The sequence below is a fragment of the Streptomyces sp. NPDC052396 genome, from assembly GCF_044593195.1.
Classification (GTDB): domain Bacteria; phylum Actinomycetota; class Actinomycetes; order Streptomycetales; family Streptomycetaceae; genus Streptomyces.
The window spans coordinates 281,982-300,552 of sequence record NZ_JBIUAW010000010.1 but is presented as its reverse complement, the minus strand read 5'-3'; the positions used below and the strand labels follow the sequence as shown (position 1 = coordinate 300,552).

The window sequence follows — 18,571 nt, the reverse complement described above, 5'->3', positions numbered from 1 at the left end:
TCGGCGCGCTCCGGGCAGTGCGCCCGGCGGTCGCGGAGGTGCGCGGCCGCCGGGCGGTGGCGCTCAGCCGACGGTACGGCGCACCATGCCCTCAGCCGGCCGGCGCGCCGCCCGCGTTCAGCTTTCGCTCACCCGCTCCACCCTGAGCCGGGGCGAGGCCAGGATGTCCCGCTCACAGAAGCGTTCGGTCACCATCCGGCCCTGGGAGAACAGCTCGGTCTGGTCGCTGTAGTGCGGCGAGTTGGGGTTGGCGGACTGGGAATAGGTCAGCAGCGTCCGGGCCGTGGGGCAGGAGCCGCCGTTGAAGCCGACCGCCTGGATATAGCTGGAGCCGGAGGAAATCTCGTGGTAACCGCCCTGGGCCGGCGCCCAGTTGCCGGCGACGACATTCCAGATGCCCAGGGCGTCCGCGCCGCCCGGAACCGGGATGTGCTTGCCGTTGCGGACCACGAACTGGTGCTCGCCCAGCGGTGCGTCCAGGGCGATGCCCGCGCCGCGCAGCTCCGCGACCGCGTCGGCCAGCGCCCGGGTGAACCGGGGGGTGCCGGTGTCCAGTGAGCGCGGGGTGGTCACCGGGGAGGCCGCCGAGAAGGGCACCCGCCACTTGGGCTTGCCCAGATGGCGCCAGAAGCGGTCGAAGAGCAGCGCGCCCTTGCTGCCGGTGTTCACCGTACGGTCCCAGTGGGCGAGGACCGGGCAGGCGGCCGAAATGTCAACCGCCTTGCCGGCACTGCCGGTTGCCCGGCCGCCCGGCAGCCGGTCGCAGGCCCGGGCGGTGTCCTCGGCGGCCAGCGCGCCCGCGGGGGCCCGGTTGGTGAACTGCTGCCGCTGCAGGTCCGCCACGGTCAGCTTGCCACGCCCGGCCATGGCGGAGACATCCTCGACGGCGCCTCGGGTGCGCAGGCCGCGCGGGGTGGCGATGTCCCCGAAGACCTTGGGGTAACCGGTCAGCGGGTGATCCGCGTTGGCCAGCCAGGGGCTGTTGTTGGAGTTCTCGGCATAGGGCGCGTCCCGCAGCGTGGGCATGGCGGACGGGCCGAAGATCCCGGGCTGCAGGGCATCGGCGTCCCGGCCGGGCCGGCAGCCGGAGCGTGAGCCGTCCAACACCGCCAGGCCGGTGGCCGGATAGGTGGTGCGGCCCAGCGCGGTGGAACAGCGCCCGGCCAGCGCGTCGGTGATCCGGGGCAGCACCTGGGACTGGGTGTAGAGGCTGTGCCCGTCGGCGTCGGCGGCGATGGTGTTCACCCAGGGGGTGCCCTGGGTACGGCGCAGTGCCCGCTCGATGCCGGCCGTGTCACGGGCCCTGGCGAAGCCCAACTCGGTGTCCATAAAGCGCAGCTGGGCGGCATTGGGGTCGTTCAGCACATAGACGGTGTTCCTGGTCCAGGGCAGAGTGAGGTCATCGCCCAGGCCGTTGACCACCGGACCGTAGCGGGTCCACCACAGCGAGCGGCTCACCGTGCCCAGGTGCCCGTCCTTGCCGCGTACCGGGACGGTGACCTTGCGCTCGGTCATCCGCTCCGGCTTGCCGTCCACCAGGTACGACCTGGGGTCGTCCGGCGCGGTCTTCAGCTCGTAGAGGCTGATCGGCACGCCGGTGGAGACGGTATGGCTCCAGGCCACCCGGCCGTTGTGACCGACATCCACGATGGGGGAGCCCAGCAGGGCACCACCGGCCACATCCAGCTCGCCGGGGATGGTCAGCTGGGACTGCCAGAAGCGGCGGCCACCGTGCCAGGGGTAGTGCGGATTGCCCAGCAGCAGGCCGCGCCGGCTGGCGGTGACCGCGCCGGAGAAGGCGACCGCGTTGGAGCCCAGGTCCGCGCCGTCCCGGGCGAAGAAGGCGCGGGCGGCCCCGGCCGGATCGGCCGTGGCGGCCGGGCGGTCGGTGGTGCCCGGCGGCCGGGCAGCGGTGATCTGGTCCGTCAGCCCGCCCTGGCCGCCCAGGGTGACCACGGCATAGCCGAGCCGGGCCACCTCGGTGGCGGTGACCGGACGCACCCAGGCCGCGCCCCGGCAGGCTGGATCGTCGGTCCGGTGCTGTCTCAGCCAGGCGTTGTAGCCCGCCGCCCAGCCGCGCATCAGCTCCTTGGCCTGGTGGCTGGGACCGGCTGGGGCCGGCTGGGCCAGCAGCCGTTCCACCGTCCTGGAGTTATTGACGCTGCGGAAGAACAGATCGCTGGAGAGGTTGCTGGTGGCGCTGGACAGGGAGCCGTCCGGCGCGGCACCGGGGCCGAAGTAGCGCGAGCGCTCCCCGCGCAGGGTGACAAACCCATCGGCCAGGACACATACCTGGTCGGCGGCCTGGGCCCAGCCATTGCCGAAGCCCAGTCCGGCGTAGTCCCTGGCGGTGATGTGTGGAATGCCGTACTCGGTGTAGCGGATGACGGCCGACAGCCCGCCTCCGGAGGGGCGGTCGGCGCGGTCGGTGGCGGCGGTGGCCGAGCCCGGCAGTGCGGTGGCGCCGCTGAGCAGCGCCAGCCCGCCGATGGCCACGGCACGTAACCGGTTGCGTAAGCGCACGGTAACTCCCGTCTTCTGGTTGAGGAAGCGGAGGTGCGTGGGGAAGGACTCGCCGGATGGCGCGGAGGTTGCCGCGCCCGCGCTAATTCCTCTCCTTCGGCTCAGGCTCCCTCCGCTCATCGACGATGCGCTTGATTTTGCCCACCGAGCGCTCCAGCGTCCCCGGTTCCACCAGGTCGACCGAAACCGATACCCCGATCCCGTCCTTGATCCGGCGGGCCAGCTCCTCCGGGGCGGCGGCACGCTGCTCCCGGGTCACCCCGGGACGTGTCTCGGCCCGTACCGTCAGCCGGTCCAGCCTGCCGTGCCGGGTCAGCCGCAGCTGGAAGTGCGGTGCCAGGCCCGGCACTTGGAGTACCAGCTCCTCGATCTGCGCCGGGAAGAGATTGACCCCGCGCAGGATGACCAGGTCATCGCTCCGTCCGGTGATCTTCGCCAGCCGGCGGAAGGCCCCGGCGGTGCCGGGCAGCAGCCGGGTCAGATCGCGGGTGCGGTAGCGGATGACGGGCATGGCCTGCCGGGTGAGGGTGGTGAGCACCAACTCGCCCGGGCTGCCCTCGGGTTGTGGCTCGCCGGTGACCGGGTCCACGATCTCGGGCAGGAAATGGTCCTCGAAGACATGGAGCCCGTCCTTGGTGCGGACATACTCCTGGGCCACGCCCGGGCCCATGACCTCCGACAGTCCATAGATGTCCACCGCGTCGATGCCGAAGCGTTCCTCGATCTCGGTACGCATGGCGTCCGTCCAGGGTTCGGCGCCGAAGATCCCGGTCCGCAGGGAAGTGGTGCGCGGGTCGATGCCCTGCCGCTCGAACTCATCGAGGAGGGTGAGCATATAGGAGGGGGTCACCATGATGATCTGCGGTCCGAGGTCGCGGATCAGCCGTACCTGACGGGACGTCATGCCACCGGAGGCGGGGATCACCGTGCAGCCGAGCCGCTCGGCCCCGTAGTGCGCGCCCAGCCCGCCGGTGAACAGGCCGTAGCCGTAGGCCACATGCACCATGTCCCCCGGCCGCCCGCCCGCCGCCCGGATGGCCCGGGCCACCAGCTCCGCCCAGGTGTCCAGATCGCCCTGGGTGTAGCCGACCACGGTCGGTTCCCCGGTGGTGCCGCTGGAGGCATGGATGCGTCGGATCCGTTCCCTGGGCACCGCGAACATTCCATAGGGATACTGCCGGCGCAGATCGTCCTTGGTGGTGAGGGGGAACCGGGCGAGATCGGCGAGGGCGCGGCAGTCCGCCGGGTGCACCCCTGCCGCGTCAAAGGCCTGCCGGTAGTGCGGTACCTGCTCATAGGCGTGCCGCAAGGTGGCGCGCAGCCTGCGTAGTTGGAGCGCCGCCAGCTCCTCCGGGTTCATCAGCTCCGCCGCGTCGGGCTGGATTCCCGCGTTCTCCGCCATGGCACACCACCGGCTTTCCTGTCGCTGCCCGCCAGCTGACCAACCGATCATTCGGTAGTTTTGCTCCGATCAAGTAATCAGGGGGCGCGGCGGGCGTCAAGGGCTGGAACCCGGTTGCCGCGATTCGCCGCAATGCCGAACTGTCCTCCCGTAGTCACCGGAACTATGACCAGTGCGTTTCGAGCACCATCGAAGCCATTAGCGCCCCAATCAGGGCTGGTTCACCATAAAGGGGCGGACGGGGCGGCCGGTCGGCCTGGACCCTCGCCCCACTCGCAGAGCGAAAGGATCAACGCATGTCCGTGACACGCGCCCGTCTCTTCAGTGTCCTGGCCGCACTCGCGCTGAGCACTACCCTGCTCGGCGCGCAGCAGTCGACCGCGGCTCCCGCCCACCCCGCCGGCCCCAGCGTTCAGGCCCTGCAGCGAGCGGCCGAGCAGTGCGGCCGCAATGAGATCTGCTTCTGGGAGAACAACGACTTCGACGGCACGCCCTGGCGCTGGACCCCGACCAGCGGCTATCGGGACATGCCGCCGTATCTGCACGACAATGTCGGCTCGTTCTATGCCAATGCCGCCGGCTGCTTCATCGACTGGGACCCGCATGAGATGCGCAAGGTCGCCAGCGGGGACTACTCCAACGCCTACAAGGCCGGCGGGAAGTTCGGCAGTCGGATCGACGCGGTGACGGTCTATCAGAATTGCTGAGCCGGGGGCGGAGGGCGTCCCTCTTCAGTCCTCTGGGGCTGGGGAGGGACGTTCGCCATGCGTGCACAAATGGGCGAGTGTGGTGTGCAGGGTGCTCAGCAACTCCTCGGCGCCGGCCCCGGCGCGGGAGCGGAGGTTGATGCCATAGGCGAGCAGGGCGAGGGTCTCGGCCGTCGCCTCGGCGGGGTGGGACGGCGGCAGCTGGCCCAGGCGGCCGGCGGTCCGGAGGGCTTCGCGCAGGGCCTCGCGCAGCAGGCGGTGGTGCTCGTCGAGGAGGGCGCGGACCTCGGGATGGGCATGTTCGGGATCGGTGTGGGCGTTGACGAACATACAGCCCCAGCCGGAGTGCTCGCCGGCGCAGCGGACGGCTATCAGGGTGGTGAAGAAGTCGTCGATGGCGGGCAAACCACGCTGGTCCTCGGCGAGTTGACGGAAGGCGGGCCGGGCCCGGCGGTCCAGATAGCGGCGCAGGGCGGCCAGATAGAGGTCGCGTTTGCCGCCGAAGGTGGCGTAGAGGCTGGACCGGTTGAGGCCGGTGGCCGTGGTGACGGCCTGGATGGAGGACTGGGCGGAACCGGTGCCGTGCTGCCAGAAGAGGCGCTCGGCACGCTCCAGCGCGGTGTCCGGGTCGAAGTGCTTGATGTCGGGCATGGGCGGGTTGTCCCTCTCTTAAATCTTCCTGGAACGGTGATTTCAAGATAGCTCTTGACGGTGACCGCCCAAATGATCATCCTGGAATGGACGTTCCAAGATCGTATGGGGAAGGGACACTGGCATGAACCTTGGTGAAGAACTGCGGGAGTTCAAGGAGCGGTCGATGCCCAGGCTGCCCGCGGACGCGCTGGCCATCATGGACCGGGGCGCGCGCGAGCTGGCCGCCACCGGGATGGCGGGGCGGGCGGTCGGCGCGGGGGAGCGGGCACCGGAGTTCACCCTGCCCACCGCCCTCGGGGAGCCGGTCTCGCTGACTGAACTGCTGGCCGAGGGGCCGGTGGTGCTGACCTTCTACCGGGGCGCCTGGTGTCCGTACTGCAACCTTGCGCTGCGGGCCCTGCAGAGCCACCACGAGGACTTCCGCGCCCGTGGCGCGCGCCTGGTGGCCGTCTCGCCGCAGATAGCCGACGAGTCACTGTCCCTGGCGGAGAAGGAGCGGCTGGCCTTCCCGGTGCTCAGCGACCTCGGATCCAAGGTCGCGGCGGAGTACGGCATCGCCTTTGAGCTGTCGGACGAACTGGGCGGGCAGTACGACCGGTTCGGCTTCGAGCTGGCCCGGGTCAACGCGGGGCACGCCCGTACCCTGCCGCTGCCCGCCACCTTTGTGATCGACCGGACGGGCGTGGTCCGCTGGGCCTTTGTGGACACCGACTACACCGTGCGCGCCGAGCCGGCGGAGATCCTGGCCGCGCTCGACGCGCTGGGGTGAGGGATGCTGCGGTGAGGGTCGTCGGGGTGAAGGGCGTCGGGGTGAGGGACGTCGGGGTGAGGGACGTCGGGGTGAGGGCTCAGCGCCCGCCGTCCGCCTGAGCCACCGAGCGCGCCCAGCGGTAGTCCGCCTTGCCGCTGGGTGAGCGCTGGATGCGTTCGGTGAGGACCAGGGCGCGGGGCAGCTTGTAGCCGGCCAGCCGGACCCGGCAGTGGGTCCGCAGGTCCTCCAGGGTGGGCGGGGTCATTCCGGAGCGGGGCTGGACGATGGCCACCACACGCTGGCCCCAGCGGTCGTCCGGCACTCCCGTCACCAGGGCGTCATAGACGGTGGGATGCGCCTTGAGCACCTGCTCGACCTCCTCGGGGAAGACCTTCTCACCGCCGGTGTTGACGCACTGGGAGCCCCGGCCCAGCAGGGTGATGGTGCCGTCCTTCTCGACCGTGGCCAGGTCGCCCAGCAGCACCCAGCGTTCGCCGTCCGCCTCGAAGAATGTCTCGGCGGATTTGGCGGCGTCGTTGTAGTAGCCCAGGGGGACATGTCCGCGCTGGGCGATACGGCCGGTCTCGCCGGGGGCCACCGGGCGATGGGTGGCCGGATCCACCACGGTGGTACGGCCATTGACGGCCAGCCGCAGGCCGGGCCCGGTCCGGGGAGTGGCGGTGCCGTTGAAACCGGACTCCGAGGAGCCGAAGTTGTTCACCAGCGTCACCTTCGGCAGCAGCGCCGAGAACTGGGCCCGGACCGCCTCGGAGAGGATGGCGCCGGAACTGCTGACGCTCAGCAGCGAGGAGCAGTCGGTGCCGCGCATCGGCCCGGCCAGCTCCTCGGCCAGCGGGCGCAGCATGGCATCGCCGACCAGGGAGACATTGGTGACCCGTTCCCGCTCGATGGTGCGCAGCACCTCCCGGGGCTGGAAGGTGCGGTGGACCACCACCTTCTGGCCGAAGCCGAAGGCGATCAGGGCGGTGAAGGTCGAAGTGCCGTGCATCAGTGGCGCGGTGGGGAAGAAGGCCAGGCCGTCGCCGCCCGCCGCCACCCGCTCGGCCAGTTCCTCCGGGCGCCGGATGGGCCGCCCGCGCGGTGCGCCGCCGCCCAGGGCCGAGAAGAACAGGTCCTCCTGGCGCCAGACCACGCCCTTGGGCATACCGGTGGTGCCACCGGTGTAGACGATGAACCGGTCATCGCCGGAGCGCGGGGCGAAGTCACGGGCGGGAGAGCCGGCCGCCTCGGCGAAGGGGACGGCCTCGGGCCCCGGGCCGTCGCCGACCCGTATCAGGTGGTGCAGACTGCCCGCGGCGGGCAGGGCGGCCGCGACCCGGGGGCCGAACTCGCCGTCGAAGACCAGGGCCACCAGGTCGGCATCCCGGTAGAGGTAGGCCAACTCATCTTCCACATAGCGGTAGTTGACATTGACGGGTACCGCGCGGAGCTTGAGGCAGGCCCACAGGGTCTGCAGATAGGCCACGCCGTTGTAGAGGTGCAGGCCCACATGAGCGCCGGGGCCGATGCCGTGTTCGCGCAGGTGGTGGGCCAGCCGGTTGGCCCGGCCGTCCAGCTCCGCATAGGTCAGCCGGTGCTCGCCGGGGTGGACCAGTGCCTCCCGCCCGGGCACCACATCGACGATCGACTCAAAGAGGTCGGCGAGGTTGAAGTCCATGGCAATCCAGTAGAGCGCCGAAAGAATCTGACGGCAAGTCAGAAAAAAGCGTTGAAGCGCCGCCCCGGCTGCCGCAGGCTGTGAGCCGTGACCGGACATCTGACGGTGGAAAGCATCGGTGCCACGCTCGTCCTCACCCTCAACCGGCCCGAGGCGCGCAACGCTCTCTCGCTGCCCATGCTGGCCGCCCTGCACGACGGCTGGCTGGCCGCCGACGCGGATGACGCCATCCGCAGTGTGGTGCTCACCGGGGCGGGCGGCGCCTTCTGTTCCGGAATGGACCTCAAGGCGCTGGCCGGGGACGGCCCCAGGGATGACGACCCGGTAAGGGCCCGCTTCCGGGCCGACCCGCAACTGCACTGGAAGGCCATGCTCCGCGGCTACCGGCCCCGCAAACCGGTGATCGCCGCGGTGGAGGGACCCTGTGTGGCGGGCGGCACCGAGATGCTCCAGGGCACCGACATCAGGGTGGCGGGACACAGCGCCGTCTTCGGGCTCTTCGAGGTGCGCCGGGGGCTGTTCCCGATCGGCGGCTCCACCGTGCGCCTGCCCCGGCAGATCCCGCGCACCCACGCCCTGGAGATGCTGCTCACCGGCCGCCCCTACAGCGCCGCCGAGGCCGAGCGCATCGGGCTGATCGGCCGGGTGGTCCCGGACGGCACCGCCCTGGAGGCGGCGCTGGAGATCGCCGAACGGGTCAACGCCAACGCCCCGTTGGCGGTGGAGGCGGTCAAGGAGAGCGTCTACCGCACGGAAGGTCTGCCGGAGGCGGACGCCTTGGAGTGCGAACTCGCCCTGGGGCAACCGGTGTTCAAGACCGCCGACGCCCGGGAAGGCGCCCGCGCCTTCGCCGAGAAGCGGCCCGCCGTCTACCGGCGGGCCTGACGGGAGGTCCTTCGCCATGCCGGAGATCCTCAGCGCCCCGCTGGTGGTGGAGTTCCCCTTCACCCGCTCCCTGGGGCCGGTGCAGAGCGCCTTCCTCACCGGGCTGCGCGAACGTGTACTGCTGGGCGTACGCACCGGCGACGGCCGGGTGCTGATGCCGCCGGTGGAGTACGACCCGGCCACCGCCGAGGAGTTGGGCCAACTGGCGCCGGTCGCCGCCACCGGGTGCGTCACCACCTGGACCTGGAACCCCCGCCCGGCACCGGGCCAGCCGCTGGAACACCCCTTCGCCTGGGTGCTGGTACGGCTGGACGGAGCCGACACCGCACTGCTGCACGCCCTGGACGTGCCCGGGCCACAGGCCGTACGGACCGGTATGCGGGTGCGCGCCCGCTGGGCCGTACGGCGCACCGGCGCCATCACCGACCTGGCCTGCTTCGAGCCCCATGACGGACCGCCGGGCCAACCCGGCCGGTTCCAGGGGCGGTTCGCGGATCCGGTCACCGTGCTGGACGCCCCCGCCCGGCTGGAGTACACCTACCACCCCGGCCGGGCGCAGACCCGCCATCTGCGCGCGCTCGCCGAGCACCGGATCACCGGCGAGCGCTGCCCCCGGTGCCACAAGGTCTCGGTGCCGCCCCGCGGTGCCTGCCCCACCTGCGGGGTGGCCACCGAGGAGGAGGTCACGGTCGGGCCGCGGGGCACCGTCACCACATTCTGCGTGGTCAACATCAAGGGGCGCGACCAGCGGATCGACGTCCCCTATGTCTACGCCCATATCGCCCTGGACGGCGCCGACCTCGCGCTGCACGGAAGGATCGCCGGACTGCCCTGGGAAGAGGTGCGGATGGGGCTGCGGGTGGAGCCGGTGTGGACCGGCACCGGCCGGCACCCCGACCACTACCGGCCCACCGGCGAACCGGACGCCGACTATCAGAGCTACAAGGGGCGGTGGTGAGCGTGGAGTTGCCACAGGTGGCCGTCGTCGCCTACGCACGTAGCGACCCGGATCAGGAGACGGCGGGGCTGTCGGAGGCCGAACTGCTGCTGCCCGTCCTCGGCGAGGTGCTGGGGCGGGCCGGACTGCGGCCGGGAGAGGCCGGCTTCACCTGCTCCGGATCCAGTGACTACCTCGCCGGACGGCCCTTCTCCTTCACTCTGGCGCTGGACTCGGTGGGCGCCTGGCCGCCCGTGGCCGAGTCCCATGTGGAGATGGACGGCGCCTGGGCGCTCTACGAGGCATGGGTCAGGCTCCTCACCGGGGAGGCCCGCACCGCCCTGGTGTACGCCCATGGCAAGGCATCGGCCGGGGAGTTGGACCGGGTTCTCACCCGGCAGCTGGACCCCTACTACCTGGCCCCGCTGTGGCCCGGGCCGGAGGCGCTGGCCGGTCTCCAGGCGCGGGCGCTGATCGACGCGGGCGAACTGGCCGAGGAGCCTTCGGAGGACCCCGGGCAGGACGGGCCGAGGGGCGGTGACGGTGCGGCCGCCATGGTGCTGGCGGCCGGGGACACCGCCCGCCGGATGTGTGACCGGCCCGCCTGGATCCGGGGCATCGACCACCGGATCGAGCCCCAGGGACTGGGCCTGCGGGACCTCACCGACGCACCGTCCGCGCGGCTGGCCGCCGAACGGGCCGGAGCCCAGGACGCCCCCGTGCGGGTGGCCGAACTGCACACCCCCTACCGGGCGCAGGAGGTGGTGCTGCGCAAGGCGCTGGGCCTGGGCCCGGAGGTCGAGGTGCACACCGGGGGCGCCGACCCGGTGATGGTGGCCGGGCTGATCCGGCTGGGCGAGGCGGCCGCCCGGATCCACCGGGGCGAGACCGGCCGGGTGCTGGCGCACGCCACTTCGGGGCCGTGCCTTCAGCAGAACCTGGTGGCGGTGCTGGAGGGAGAGCGCGGATGACAGAACCGGTTGCCGTGGTGGGCATCGGACAGACCCGCCATGCCGCGGCCCGGCGCGATGTCTCGCTGCCGGGGCTGGTCCGCGAGGCCGCCCAACGGGCCCTGGACGACGCGGAACTGGGCTGGGCGGACATCGAGGCGGTGGTGATCGGCAAGGCCCCCGACTTCTTCGAGGGCGTGATGATGCCCGAACTCTTCCTCGCCGACGCCCTGGGCGCGGTGGGCAAACCGCTGCTGCGGGTGCACACCGCCGGATCGGTGGGCGGCTCCACCGCACTGGTCGCGGCCGGTCTGATCGCGGCCCGCCGCCACCGCACGGTGCTGGCCCTGGCCTTCGAGAAGCAGTCGGAATCCAACGCCATGTGGGGACTGTCGCTGCCGGTGCCCTTCCAGCCGCCCCTGCTGGCCGGGGCCGGCGGCTTCTTCGCCCCGCATGTGCGCGCCTATATCCGGCGCACCGGGGCCCCCTCGGTGGTGGGGCCGATGGTGGCCTGCAAGGACCGGCGCAACGCACTGCTCAACCCCTATGCCCACCTCCATGAACGGGAGATCACCCTGGAGCGGGTGTGCGCCTCGCCGATGCTCTGGGATCCCATCCGGTACGCCGAGACCTGTCCGTCCTCGGACGGGGCCTGCGCCCTGGTGCTCACCGACCGGGCGGGCGCCGGGCGTTCACCGGCGCCGCCGGCCTGGGTACTGGGCGGGGCGATGCGTAGCGAACCCACGCTGTTCGCGGGCAAGGACCCGGTCTCGCCCCGGGCCGGCCGGGACTGCGTGGCAGAGGTCTACCGGCAGGCCGGGATCACCGATCCGCGCCGGGAGATCGACACGGCCGAACTGTATGTGCCGTTCAGCTGGTACGAGCCCATGTGGCTGGAGAACCTGGGGTTCGCGGCGGAGGGCGAGGGATGGAAGCTCACCGAGAGCGGGGCCACCGCGCTGGACGGAGAGCTGCCGGTCAACCCCTCGGGCGGGGTGCTGTCCACCAACCCCATCGGGGCCTCGGGGCTGATTCGCTTCGCGGAGGCGGCACTTCAGGTGCGTGGGGGCGCGGGGGAGCACCAGGTGCCCGGAGTGCGCCGGGCGTTGGGCCATGCCTATGGCGGAGGAGCCCAGTTCTTCGCCATGTGGCTGGTGGGGGACCGGCCGCCGGCCGGCTGACCGAGGCCGTCCGCGGCCTGTCCGCGACCGGCCTCGCTCGCTAGGGTGGGCGGCCGGGGGACGACGGCGAACCGGGAGGAGCGTCAACGTGGTGAACAGCGGTGCCGGCCGGCTGGCGGACGGTACAAAGCCGGAGCTCGACCTGGCCAACGCGACCTGGCAGTACGGTGGATGGTCGTCCGGTGGCGTACAGGTGGGCTTTATCGAGGGCTTTGTGGCCATGCGGGACCGGCGTCAGCCGGAGGGTTCGGCGCTGATCTTCACTCCCGAGGAGTGGCGGGCGTTTCTGGTCGGGGCGCAGGAGGGGGAGTTCGATCTGACTTAGGGGGCGCCCCGTAAGGGGCGCGGGGAACTGCGCGACCAGCCCAGGACGGCCCGCACCTGGACAGCCCTACCGCAACACCACACAACCCCGGCGCTCCAGCGCCTCCAAGGAGCCGGACCGCTCGGCGACCGCGTTCCACCGCAGGTCCAGCTTCTCCAGGGCGGGCAACTCGGCGACCCAGTCCGGTACTTCGGTCAGGTGATTGGCGCGCAGATCGAGTTGCCGGAGCAGCGGCAGCCCGCGCAGTGCAGCCGGCACCGTCCGGAACGCGTTCTCCCGTAGCTCCAGGACACGCAGCTCGCGCAGCGCGGCGGTGGAGCCGGGCAGTTCGGTGAGTGCGTTGCCGCGCAGCCACAACTCCCTTAGCGCGCCCAGCCGTCCAAGGGATTCCGGCAGCCGGCGCAGCCGGTTGTGCTGGGCCCGCAGTTCCACCAGGGCGGACATCTCGCCCAGGGATGCGGGGAGTTCGGCGAGCCGGTTGCCGCCCACATTGAGGTAGCGCAGCCGGGACAGCCGGCCCAGCGAGCCGGGCAGTTCGGTGAGTGCGTTGTCATGCAGATAGAGGCAGCGGCTCAGCCCGGTGAGCAGGCCCAGCGCTTCCGGAAGCCTGGTCAGGGCGTTGTGGCCCAGGTCCAGCGTGTGCAGTCCGGACAGCCGTCCCAGCGCCTCCGGCAGCTCGGTCAGGCCGTTGTCCGCCAGGATCAGCACCCTCGGATCCGGGTGGGACCAGACGTCCTCCGGTACCGAGCCCAGCTTCCGCCGCCAGTAGTCGAGCGTCCCGTCCGCCACCTTCGTACCCCCTGTCCCGCGACCGCGCGCGACGCTATCAGCAGGGCGGATCGCCCCGGGGGCGCGGTGCCCCGAGGGCCACGTACGATGTGGGCATGTCCTTCCTCCGCCGCCGCAGCGCCGCCACCCCCACCGGGCCGGACTTCGACGTCCTCGCGATGGACCCCGGTGACTGGCCGGGCGACCTCGGGGCCGGGCTGCTGCCCGCGCCCGACGGCAGTTGCCAGGGAGTGTTCCTCCGCTACGACCTGTTCGGCGGACGCGGCCCGGCCATGATCATCGGCAATCTGCCGCAGGGCTCCCCGGCTCGCGAGCTGGAGGAGGGCCAGGTCCCGTTCGAGGTGGCCCAGCTGCTGGCCGCGCTGGGCAACGACGAGCCGGTGGAGGTCCTGGAGACCGAGGACATGCCGGTGATGCACGAGGACAACCTGCTGATCGTGCGGCGGCTGAAGTGCTCCGAGAGCCGGATCTCCTGCACCCAGTTCGACCGCAACGACGGTGTGCTGGTCACCATCGCCAGCTGGGACCGGCCCATCACCGACGACCTCTACCAGCTGCTCAAGCCGCTGCCCGCCGAACTGTTCCAGGCGGGCTGACCCCGTACGGCACCAAGGCCCAGCACGCTCGGCGTGCCGGGCCTTCGCCGTCCGCCGGCTACCGGTTGCCGGGCCGGACGGTCACATCGGCGGCCCTGACAAAGGCCACCCGGTGACCGAACTGGATCTCGTAGTAGTCGTCCCTGCCCCGCACCACCCGGTGACCGGCCGGGTCGAAGCCGGACGCCCACAGAAACTCCCCGGGCAGCCTCTGCCCCAGGACATAGCTCTGCCCGGCGGACAGCTTGTAGGGCAGCGGGGTCACCGCCTGCACCGGCACCCCATCCGGGTACGCCGCCCGCTCCGGGTAGGCACGCCCGTACACCGGGATCTCCGCCAGGCCCGCCCGGGGCGTGACCAGGCTGCCCCGGGAGCCCACCGCGGTCGGTGCCCACCAGGGGTTGCGGAACCATGCCTTCTGCCCCAGGTACCACACGGCGGTCCAGCCCGCCTCCCGGCCGGCCACCGCGAACTGCTGCCCGGTGGAGGCGCGGGCGCCGGTGTCATTGACATCGGTGGTGGACGGGCCGCCGTCCGGATGCAGCCCGATGTCCGTGACCAGCGGGGCGTCCTCGCTGGGCGCGGTGTGCAGCCGTACCGTGCCCGAACCGTGCGCGGCACAGCCCTGGCCTGGCTGCGCACAGCCGGTGTAGGGCGTGCGGTTCCGGTCGTAGTCCGGCAGTACGGTCACCAGGCCGCTGAACGGGCCGGCCGTGGGGCCGAAGGGCCGGCCCAGCAGCTCGAAGTAGTGCGCCCAGTCCCAGTAGGGGCCTGGGTCAGTGTGCATGCCCTTGATGGTGGCCGGCAGGGTGCCAGGGACGTTGTCATGGCCGAGGATGTGCTGCCGGTCCAGCGGGATGTCCAGCTTCCGCGCCAGATAGCGCACCAGCCGGGCCGAGGTCCGGTACATCTCCTCCGTGTACCAGGCGTCCGGCCGGGCCAGATAGCCCTCGTGCTCGATGCCCACCGACTTGCTGTTCACATACCAGTTGCCGGCGTGCCAGGCCACGTCCTTGGTGGCCACATGCTGGGCGATATGGCCGTCCGCCGAGCGCACCGTGTAGTTCCAGGACACATAGGCCGGGTCCTTTATCAGGCTCATGGTCCGCTCCCACGTGGCCTCGGTGTCATGGATGACGATGAACTCGGCCTTCTGGGAGCGCGGCCGGTCGGCCAGATCGTGGTTGCCATAACTGTTCTTGTCCGGAAGCCGCTGGTACGGGGCGGGGACCGGCTCACAGGCCACCGAGGGCGGGCACTCGGTCTCCCCGGTGGCGGGCGGGGCCGCTGCCGGCCGCCGCAGCTGCTCGGTACGGGGCGCCAGCCGCGGATCGGCGGCCAGGACGACGCGCTGGCCGGAGTCGGTGATGCGTCGCTGACCGCCGCGGATCACCTCGAAGACATCCTGGGCGAAGGTGCCGGCGGTCGCCGAGTCCCCGGCGGCCGGATAGCCGGCCACCGCCGCGTACCAGTCCGCCGGGTTGTCCGAGGCGGGCAGGCCCAGCCGCCGCTGGGCGGCGGCCAGCAGGGCGGCGCCGCCCTGGATATTGGCCGCGGTGTCCTGGCGCAGCGCCCGGGCCGGCAGCCCGGTGAGCGCGGCGGCCCGGTCCAGGGTGCGCAGCCGCTCGGGCAGCCGGCCGGCGGCGGACGGCGCCGGGTGCCCGGCCGGTACCGGACGGGCGGAGTCGCCGCGGCCGTCGCCGCCCGGCTCGGCGGTGGCCATGGTGGCCGCCAGCACGGTGGCCGCGTCGGTGAGGTGCATCGGGCCATAGCCACCGGTCACGCTGGGCGCGCCGCCGTGCGCGTCCCAGCGGGACTCCACATAGGAGACGCCCAGCAGCACGCTCTGCGGCACGTGGTACCGGGCCGCCGCCGCGGCGAACCGGCGCTGGAGCGCATCGGTGGCCGGCCGCTGGGCGGCGTTGCCCGGTGCCGTCCCCACCAGGGGGAACAGCAGGGCGGCCGACGCGAGCGCGCCGGCCGCCCGGGAGGTGTGGCGGCTGGTTCTCCATGACGTTCTTCGCGGAGCGTTCCGGGTGCGGGATGCGGGTCCTCGCAATGCAGCCTCCTCTGGAACGGGTCGTGCTCCTCTGGAATGGGTCCTGCCGGGCGACGGGCTGAACCTACCAAGCGGCAGGGTGGTCAGATGATCCGTCAAACAGACTGGTGCGAGGGTATGAGGGCCGTCAACGCCTGTGCTGGGAGAACCGTGATGGGGCCGGCGGCAGGCGGGTGAAAGCCGACACGCCGCGCCCGGGGCGCGGCGTGTCGGCAGATGACGGGGCCGTCAGCGAGTGCCCACGGCCGCCCGGACGGCACGCCTGGCCAGCGCGCAGTCGTCGTGCAGCCGCCGCAGCAGCAGCCGCTGTTCCTCCGAGCAGTCGGCCGCGCCCGCGGATGCCGGCTCCTGAAGGGCGCGCTGGATGGCCGTCTCATAGGTACGGATCTCGCGGGTGAGGACGAGCATCAGGTTCACCAGAAAGGCGTCCCTGGAGACCGGCCCGGCGGCCTGGGCGTACTGGCTGATCTGCCGGCGGGCCACCGGGGCGTCCCCCAGCACCGCCCACAGCGTCGCCAGGTCGTACCCCGGGAGGTACCAGCCCGCGTGGTCCCAGTCGACCAGCACCGGGCCCGCGGGGGACAGCAGCACATTGGTCAGCAGCGCGTCGCCGTGGCAGAACTGCCCCTGGACATGGGCCAGTCCATGCAGCAGCTTCTGCAGGTCACCCAGATCGCGGTCGGTCAGCAGGCCCAACTCGTGGTAGCGGGCGATGAGTTTGCCGTAGTCCAGCGGCATGTCGAACATGCCGGCCGGCGGCCGCCAGAGGTTCAGCCGGCAGATCGCGCCCAGCACGGCCCTGATATCGGCGCGCGGCGGGCTCTCCACCGGGTGCCGCCGGTCGGCGGCCGGGCGGCCGGGCATCCGCTCGACGACCAGGGTGCAGTTGTCCGGGTCGGCGGCGATCAGGCGGGGGGCCCGCACCGGCGGGCGGTGCCTGACGAACGCGCGATATGCAGCTATTTCATGCCGGAACCGCTCGGCGGACGCCGGTGAGTGGTCCAGTAAGCACTTGGCCACCGCGCTGTTGCGTCCTGCCGTGCCGACGAGCAGCACCGAGGGTCCGCTCCGGCGCAGCACCTGGACCGGGTGGAACTCCGGGCAGATGCGGTGCACCGAGGCGATCACCGACCGCAGTTGTGCGCCTTGAGGGCCGGACAAGTCGATTCTCCCGCTGAGCGGTGGTGTGCCGAGCCCCGGCCCCCTGCGTGCCCGCCCGCCCCCGAACGCGGCTCCCACGGCGTGGGAGGGGTCAAGGTACGGTCCGCCGCCGCTGTGCGGCTGCCGGATCTGCTGCGGCCGTGGCGGCCGGAGCGGTGCGGACACGGAGGTCGATGCTGCATACATGAGCGGTTCAGATCCCTTCGCGTGCCGGCGAACAACTGCGCCCCCGGTCCCGGAGCCCGGTGCACCCTGGGGTAATGCACCTGCCGTGCGGACGGAACCGGCCGGGTTCGGCCGGCTCTCCGGTGGCCGGGGTGGCGCGTTCCTACATCACACCCGGACACGGGTGGCACACCATGTGGCGGACCCTGGCGAACCCTGGCGAATACTCGCCTGGCCCATGTCGTGCCGATACCTTCAAGTCAGCCGAGGAACCTGGGGGCTTGACGTGACGAGGGAACCCAACACCCGCCTCGCGGACCTGTTCGGAATGACCGGCTGGTCCAAGGGCGAGCTCGCGAGGCTGGTCAACCGGCAGGCGGCGGTCATGGGACATCCGCAGCTGGCGACCGACACCTCCCGGGTGCGGCGTTGGATCGACATGGGGGAATCCCCCCGGGACCCGGTACCCAGGGTGCTCGCGGCTCTCTTCACCGAGCGACTCGGTCGTGTCGTGACCATAGAGGACCTCGGGTTCGGCCGGCGCGGGCGGAGTGGAAGGGGGCGGACCCAGGACGGGCTGCCCTGGCCGCCCGAGCGGACCGCCGCGGTCCTCACCGAATTCACGGGAATGGACCTCATGCTCAACCGACGCGGCTTGGTGGGCGCGGGCGCCGCGCTCGCCGCAGGATCAGTACTCAGCTCGGCGATGCACGACTGGCTGCACGCCGACCCCGTCCTCGCCTCCGACGGCCCCCGGCTGGACGACCCGCTGCGGGACACCCTGCACGCCGAACCCGCCGGGTACGACCGCTATGAGGCGGTCCCGGTGGGCTCCACCGAGATCGAGGAACTGGAACGCTCGGTCGATGTCTTCCGCGCCTGGGACGCGGCCCGCGGCGGCGGGCTGCAGCGCAAGGCGGTGGTCGGCCAGCTCAATGAGGTGGGCGGGATGCTCGCCTACCACCACCCCGACCACCTCCAGCGGAGGCTGTGGGGGGTGGCGGCCAACCTGGCAGTGCTGGCCGGCTGGATGTCCCACGATGTGGGCCTGGAACCCACCGCCCAGAAGTACTTCGTCATCGCCGCGCACGCCGCCCGGGAGGGCGGGGACCGGCCACGGGCGGGCGAGGCGCTGTCCCGGGCGGCCCGTCAGATGGTGCACCTGGGCCGCCCCGACGACGCACTGGACCTGATGAAGCTCGCCAACTCCGGTGCCGGTGAGGAGGCTTTGCCGAGGACCCGGGCCATGCTCTACACCATTGAGGCCTGGGCGCAGGCGTCCATGGGCCACGGCCAGGCCATGCGGCGCAAGCTGGGCGAGGCCGAGGAGCTGTTCGTCGGGGACAAGGGTGATGTGCCGCCGCCGAGTTGGATGCAGATGTTCGACGAGGCGGATCTGCACGGTATGCAGGCGCTGGCCTATCGCACCCTGGCGGAGCACGATCCCTCGGCGGCGGTGATCGCCCAGCGGCACGCCAAGGAGGCGCTGCGGCTGCGGGGCAGCGGCCACCAGCGGTCGATGATCTTCGATTACCTCTCCCTGGCCTCCGCGTGCTTCATCAGTGACGATCCCGAACAGGCCGATACCTATGCCCGGTTGGCCCTGGTGAGCATCGGTGAGACCTCCTCGCACCGCACCTGGGACCGGCTGCGTGAGATGTACCGGCTGACCGGGAAGTACGCGGGCTTCGCCCGGATCTCCGATCTGCGCCAGGAGATCCAGCACGCCTTCCCCAAGGGTCCGGGCGGCGGTAAGGGCAAGCTGGCGGCGATCTGACCCCGGCCGTTCTGCCGTTCAGCCGCCGGGC

16 protein-coding genes are annotated in these 18,571 nt (G+C 71.7%); 9 read left to right on the top strand and 7 right to left on the bottom strand.

The features are described 5' to 3' along the window. Nucleotides 1-117: 117 nt before the first annotated feature. Entirely contained in the window at nucleotides 118-2,523 is a 2,406-nt protein-coding gene (locus ACIHFE_RS26065) for a penicillin acylase family protein (RefSeq protein ID WP_400110171.1), read from the bottom strand. Between the two features lie 82 nt (nucleotides 2,524-2,605). Continuing rightward, nucleotides 2,606-3,925 (bottom strand): phenylacetate--CoA ligase PaaK, encoded by a 1,320-nt coding sequence (gene paaK / locus ACIHFE_RS26060; RefSeq protein ID WP_400110169.1) that lies wholly within the window; start codon nucleotides 3,923-3,925, stop codon nucleotides 2,606-2,608. 296 nt (nucleotides 3,926-4,221) lie between these two features. Here paaK and ACIHFE_RS26055 point away from each other — a divergent pair, with 296 nt between their 5' ends. Further along, complete coding sequence (locus ACIHFE_RS26055; protein ID WP_400110167.1) at nucleotides 4,222-4,632, top strand: peptidase inhibitor family I36 protein; 411 nt, start codon at nucleotides 4,222-4,224, stop codon at nucleotides 4,630-4,632. A gap of 24 nt (nucleotides 4,633-4,656) precedes the next feature. Here the strand turns inward: ACIHFE_RS26055 and ACIHFE_RS26050 are convergent, their stop codons facing one another. Continuing rightward, nucleotides 4,657-5,283 (bottom strand): TetR/AcrR family transcriptional regulator, encoded by a 627-nt coding sequence (locus ACIHFE_RS26050; RefSeq protein WP_400110166.1) that lies wholly within the window; start codon nucleotides 5,281-5,283, stop codon nucleotides 4,657-4,659. Between the two features lie 124 nt (nucleotides 5,284-5,407). Between ACIHFE_RS26050 and ACIHFE_RS26045 the strand changes: the two genes are divergently transcribed. Further along, complete coding sequence (locus ACIHFE_RS26045) at nucleotides 5,408-6,055, top strand: peroxiredoxin-like family protein (protein WP_400110164.1); 648 nt, start codon at nucleotides 5,408-5,410, stop codon at nucleotides 6,053-6,055. Nucleotides 6,056-6,134: 79 nt separating this feature from the next. Here ACIHFE_RS26045 and ACIHFE_RS26040 read toward each other — a convergent pair whose 3' ends face one another. Further along, on the bottom strand, nucleotides 6,135-7,715 hold the full coding sequence (locus tag ACIHFE_RS26040; RefSeq protein WP_400110163.1) for an acyl-CoA synthetase: 1,581 nt from the start codon (nucleotides 7,713-7,715) through the stop codon (nucleotides 6,135-6,137). A gap of 87 nt (nucleotides 7,716-7,802) precedes the next feature. On the opposite strand from ACIHFE_RS26040, the gene ACIHFE_RS26035 reads away from it, so the two are divergent. From ACIHFE_RS26035 to ACIHFE_RS26015, 5 genes are all read left to right on the top strand, one after another. Then, on the top strand, nucleotides 7,803-8,600 hold the full coding sequence (locus ACIHFE_RS26035; RefSeq protein WP_400110161.1) for a crotonase/enoyl-CoA hydratase family protein: 798 nt from the start codon (nucleotides 7,803-7,805) through the stop codon (nucleotides 8,598-8,600). Between the two features lie 16 nt (nucleotides 8,601-8,616). Then, the gene (locus ACIHFE_RS26030; protein ID WP_400110159.1) at nucleotides 8,617-9,558 is read left to right on the top strand and encodes a Zn-ribbon domain-containing OB-fold protein; all 942 of its coding nucleotides are present in this window, start codon (nucleotides 8,617-8,619) and stop codon (nucleotides 9,556-9,558) included. Further along, on the top strand, nucleotides 9,555-10,508 hold the full coding sequence (locus ACIHFE_RS26025; RefSeq protein WP_400110158.1) for a lipid-transfer protein: 954 nt from the start codon (nucleotides 9,555-9,557) through the stop codon (nucleotides 10,506-10,508). Before ACIHFE_RS26030 ends, ACIHFE_RS26025 begins: the two co-directional genes overlap by 4 nt. Beyond that, a complete protein-coding gene (locus ACIHFE_RS26020; RefSeq protein WP_400110157.1) occupies nucleotides 10,505-11,668 on the top strand; it encodes a thiolase domain-containing protein in 1,164 nt (387 codons plus the stop codon). Before ACIHFE_RS26025 ends, ACIHFE_RS26020 begins: the two co-directional genes overlap by 4 nt. 88 nt (nucleotides 11,669-11,756) lie before the next feature. Beyond that, nucleotides 11,757-11,993, top strand: a complete 237-nt coding sequence (locus ACIHFE_RS26015; RefSeq protein ID WP_400110155.1) for a DUF397 domain-containing protein — start codon at nucleotides 11,757-11,759, stop codon at nucleotides 11,991-11,993. Between the two features lie 66 nt (nucleotides 11,994-12,059). On the opposite strand, the gene ACIHFE_RS26010 is transcribed toward ACIHFE_RS26015, so the two are convergent. Further along, nucleotides 12,060-12,782, bottom strand: coding sequence for a leucine-rich repeat domain-containing protein (locus tag ACIHFE_RS26010; protein ID WP_400110153.1), 723 nt, complete (start codon nucleotides 12,780-12,782; stop codon nucleotides 12,060-12,062). A gap of 95 nt (nucleotides 12,783-12,877) precedes the next feature. On the opposite strand from ACIHFE_RS26010, the gene ACIHFE_RS26005 reads away from it, so the two are divergent. After that, nucleotides 12,878-13,378 (top strand): hypothetical protein, encoded by a 501-nt coding sequence (locus ACIHFE_RS26005; protein ID WP_400110152.1) that lies wholly within the window; start codon nucleotides 12,878-12,880, stop codon nucleotides 13,376-13,378. Between the two features lie 58 nt (nucleotides 13,379-13,436). Here the strand turns inward: ACIHFE_RS26005 and ACIHFE_RS26000 are convergent, their stop codons facing one another. Both ACIHFE_RS26000 and ACIHFE_RS25995 read right to left on the bottom strand, forming a co-directional pair. Further along, nucleotides 13,437-15,437 (bottom strand): N-acetylmuramoyl-L-alanine amidase, encoded by a 2,001-nt coding sequence (locus ACIHFE_RS26000; protein WP_400110150.1) that lies wholly within the window; start codon nucleotides 15,435-15,437, stop codon nucleotides 13,437-13,439. Nucleotides 15,438-15,665: 228 nt separating this feature from the next. After that, the gene (locus ACIHFE_RS25995) at nucleotides 15,666-16,784 is read right to left on the bottom strand and encodes an aminoglycoside phosphotransferase family protein (protein ID WP_400110148.1); all 1,119 of its coding nucleotides are present in this window, start codon (nucleotides 16,782-16,784) and stop codon (nucleotides 15,666-15,668) included. Between the two features lie 265 nt (nucleotides 16,785-17,049). Here ACIHFE_RS25995 and ACIHFE_RS25990 point away from each other — a divergent pair, with 265 nt between their 5' ends. Then, nucleotides 17,050-18,540 (top strand): hypothetical protein, encoded by a 1,491-nt coding sequence (locus tag ACIHFE_RS25990; protein ID WP_400110146.1) that lies wholly within the window; start codon nucleotides 17,050-17,052, stop codon nucleotides 18,538-18,540. The last annotated feature ends 31 nt before the right edge of the window (nucleotides 18,541-18,571 follow it).

What these genes read in the sequence shown, in the direction of transcription:
- ACIHFE_RS26050 (WP_400110166.1), bottom strand. Translation starts at nt 5,283, where the DNA reads ATGCCCGACATCAAGCACTTCGACCCGGACACCGCGCTGGAGCGTGCC.
- ACIHFE_RS25995 (WP_400110148.1), bottom strand. Translation starts at nt 16,784, where the DNA reads ATGTATGCAGCATCGACCTCCGTGTCCGCACCGCTCCGGCCGCCACGG.
- ACIHFE_RS26055 (WP_400110167.1), top strand. Translation starts at nt 4,222, where the DNA reads ATGTCCGTGACACGCGCCCGTCTCTTCAGTGTCCTGGCCGCACTCGCG.
- ACIHFE_RS26005 (WP_400110152.1), top strand. Translation starts at nt 12,878, where the DNA reads ATGTCCTTCCTCCGCCGCCGCAGCGCCGCCACCCCCACCGGGCCGGAC.
- ACIHFE_RS26040 (WP_400110163.1), bottom strand. Translation starts at nt 7,715, where the DNA reads ATGGACTTCAACCTCGCCGACCTCTTTGAGTCGATCGTCGATGTGGTG.
- ACIHFE_RS26045 (WP_400110164.1), top strand. Translation starts at nt 5,408, where the DNA reads ATGAACCTTGGTGAAGAACTGCGGGAGTTCAAGGAGCGGTCGATGCCC.
- paaK (WP_400110169.1), bottom strand. Translation starts at nt 3,925, where the DNA reads ATGGCGGAGAACGCGGGAATCCAGCCCGACGCGGCGGAGCTGATGAAC.
- ACIHFE_RS26020 (WP_400110157.1), top strand. Translation starts at nt 10,505, where the DNA reads ATGACAGAACCGGTTGCCGTGGTGGGCATCGGACAGACCCGCCATGCC.
- ACIHFE_RS26030 (WP_400110159.1), top strand. Translation starts at nt 8,617, where the DNA reads ATGCCGGAGATCCTCAGCGCCCCGCTGGTGGTGGAGTTCCCCTTCACC.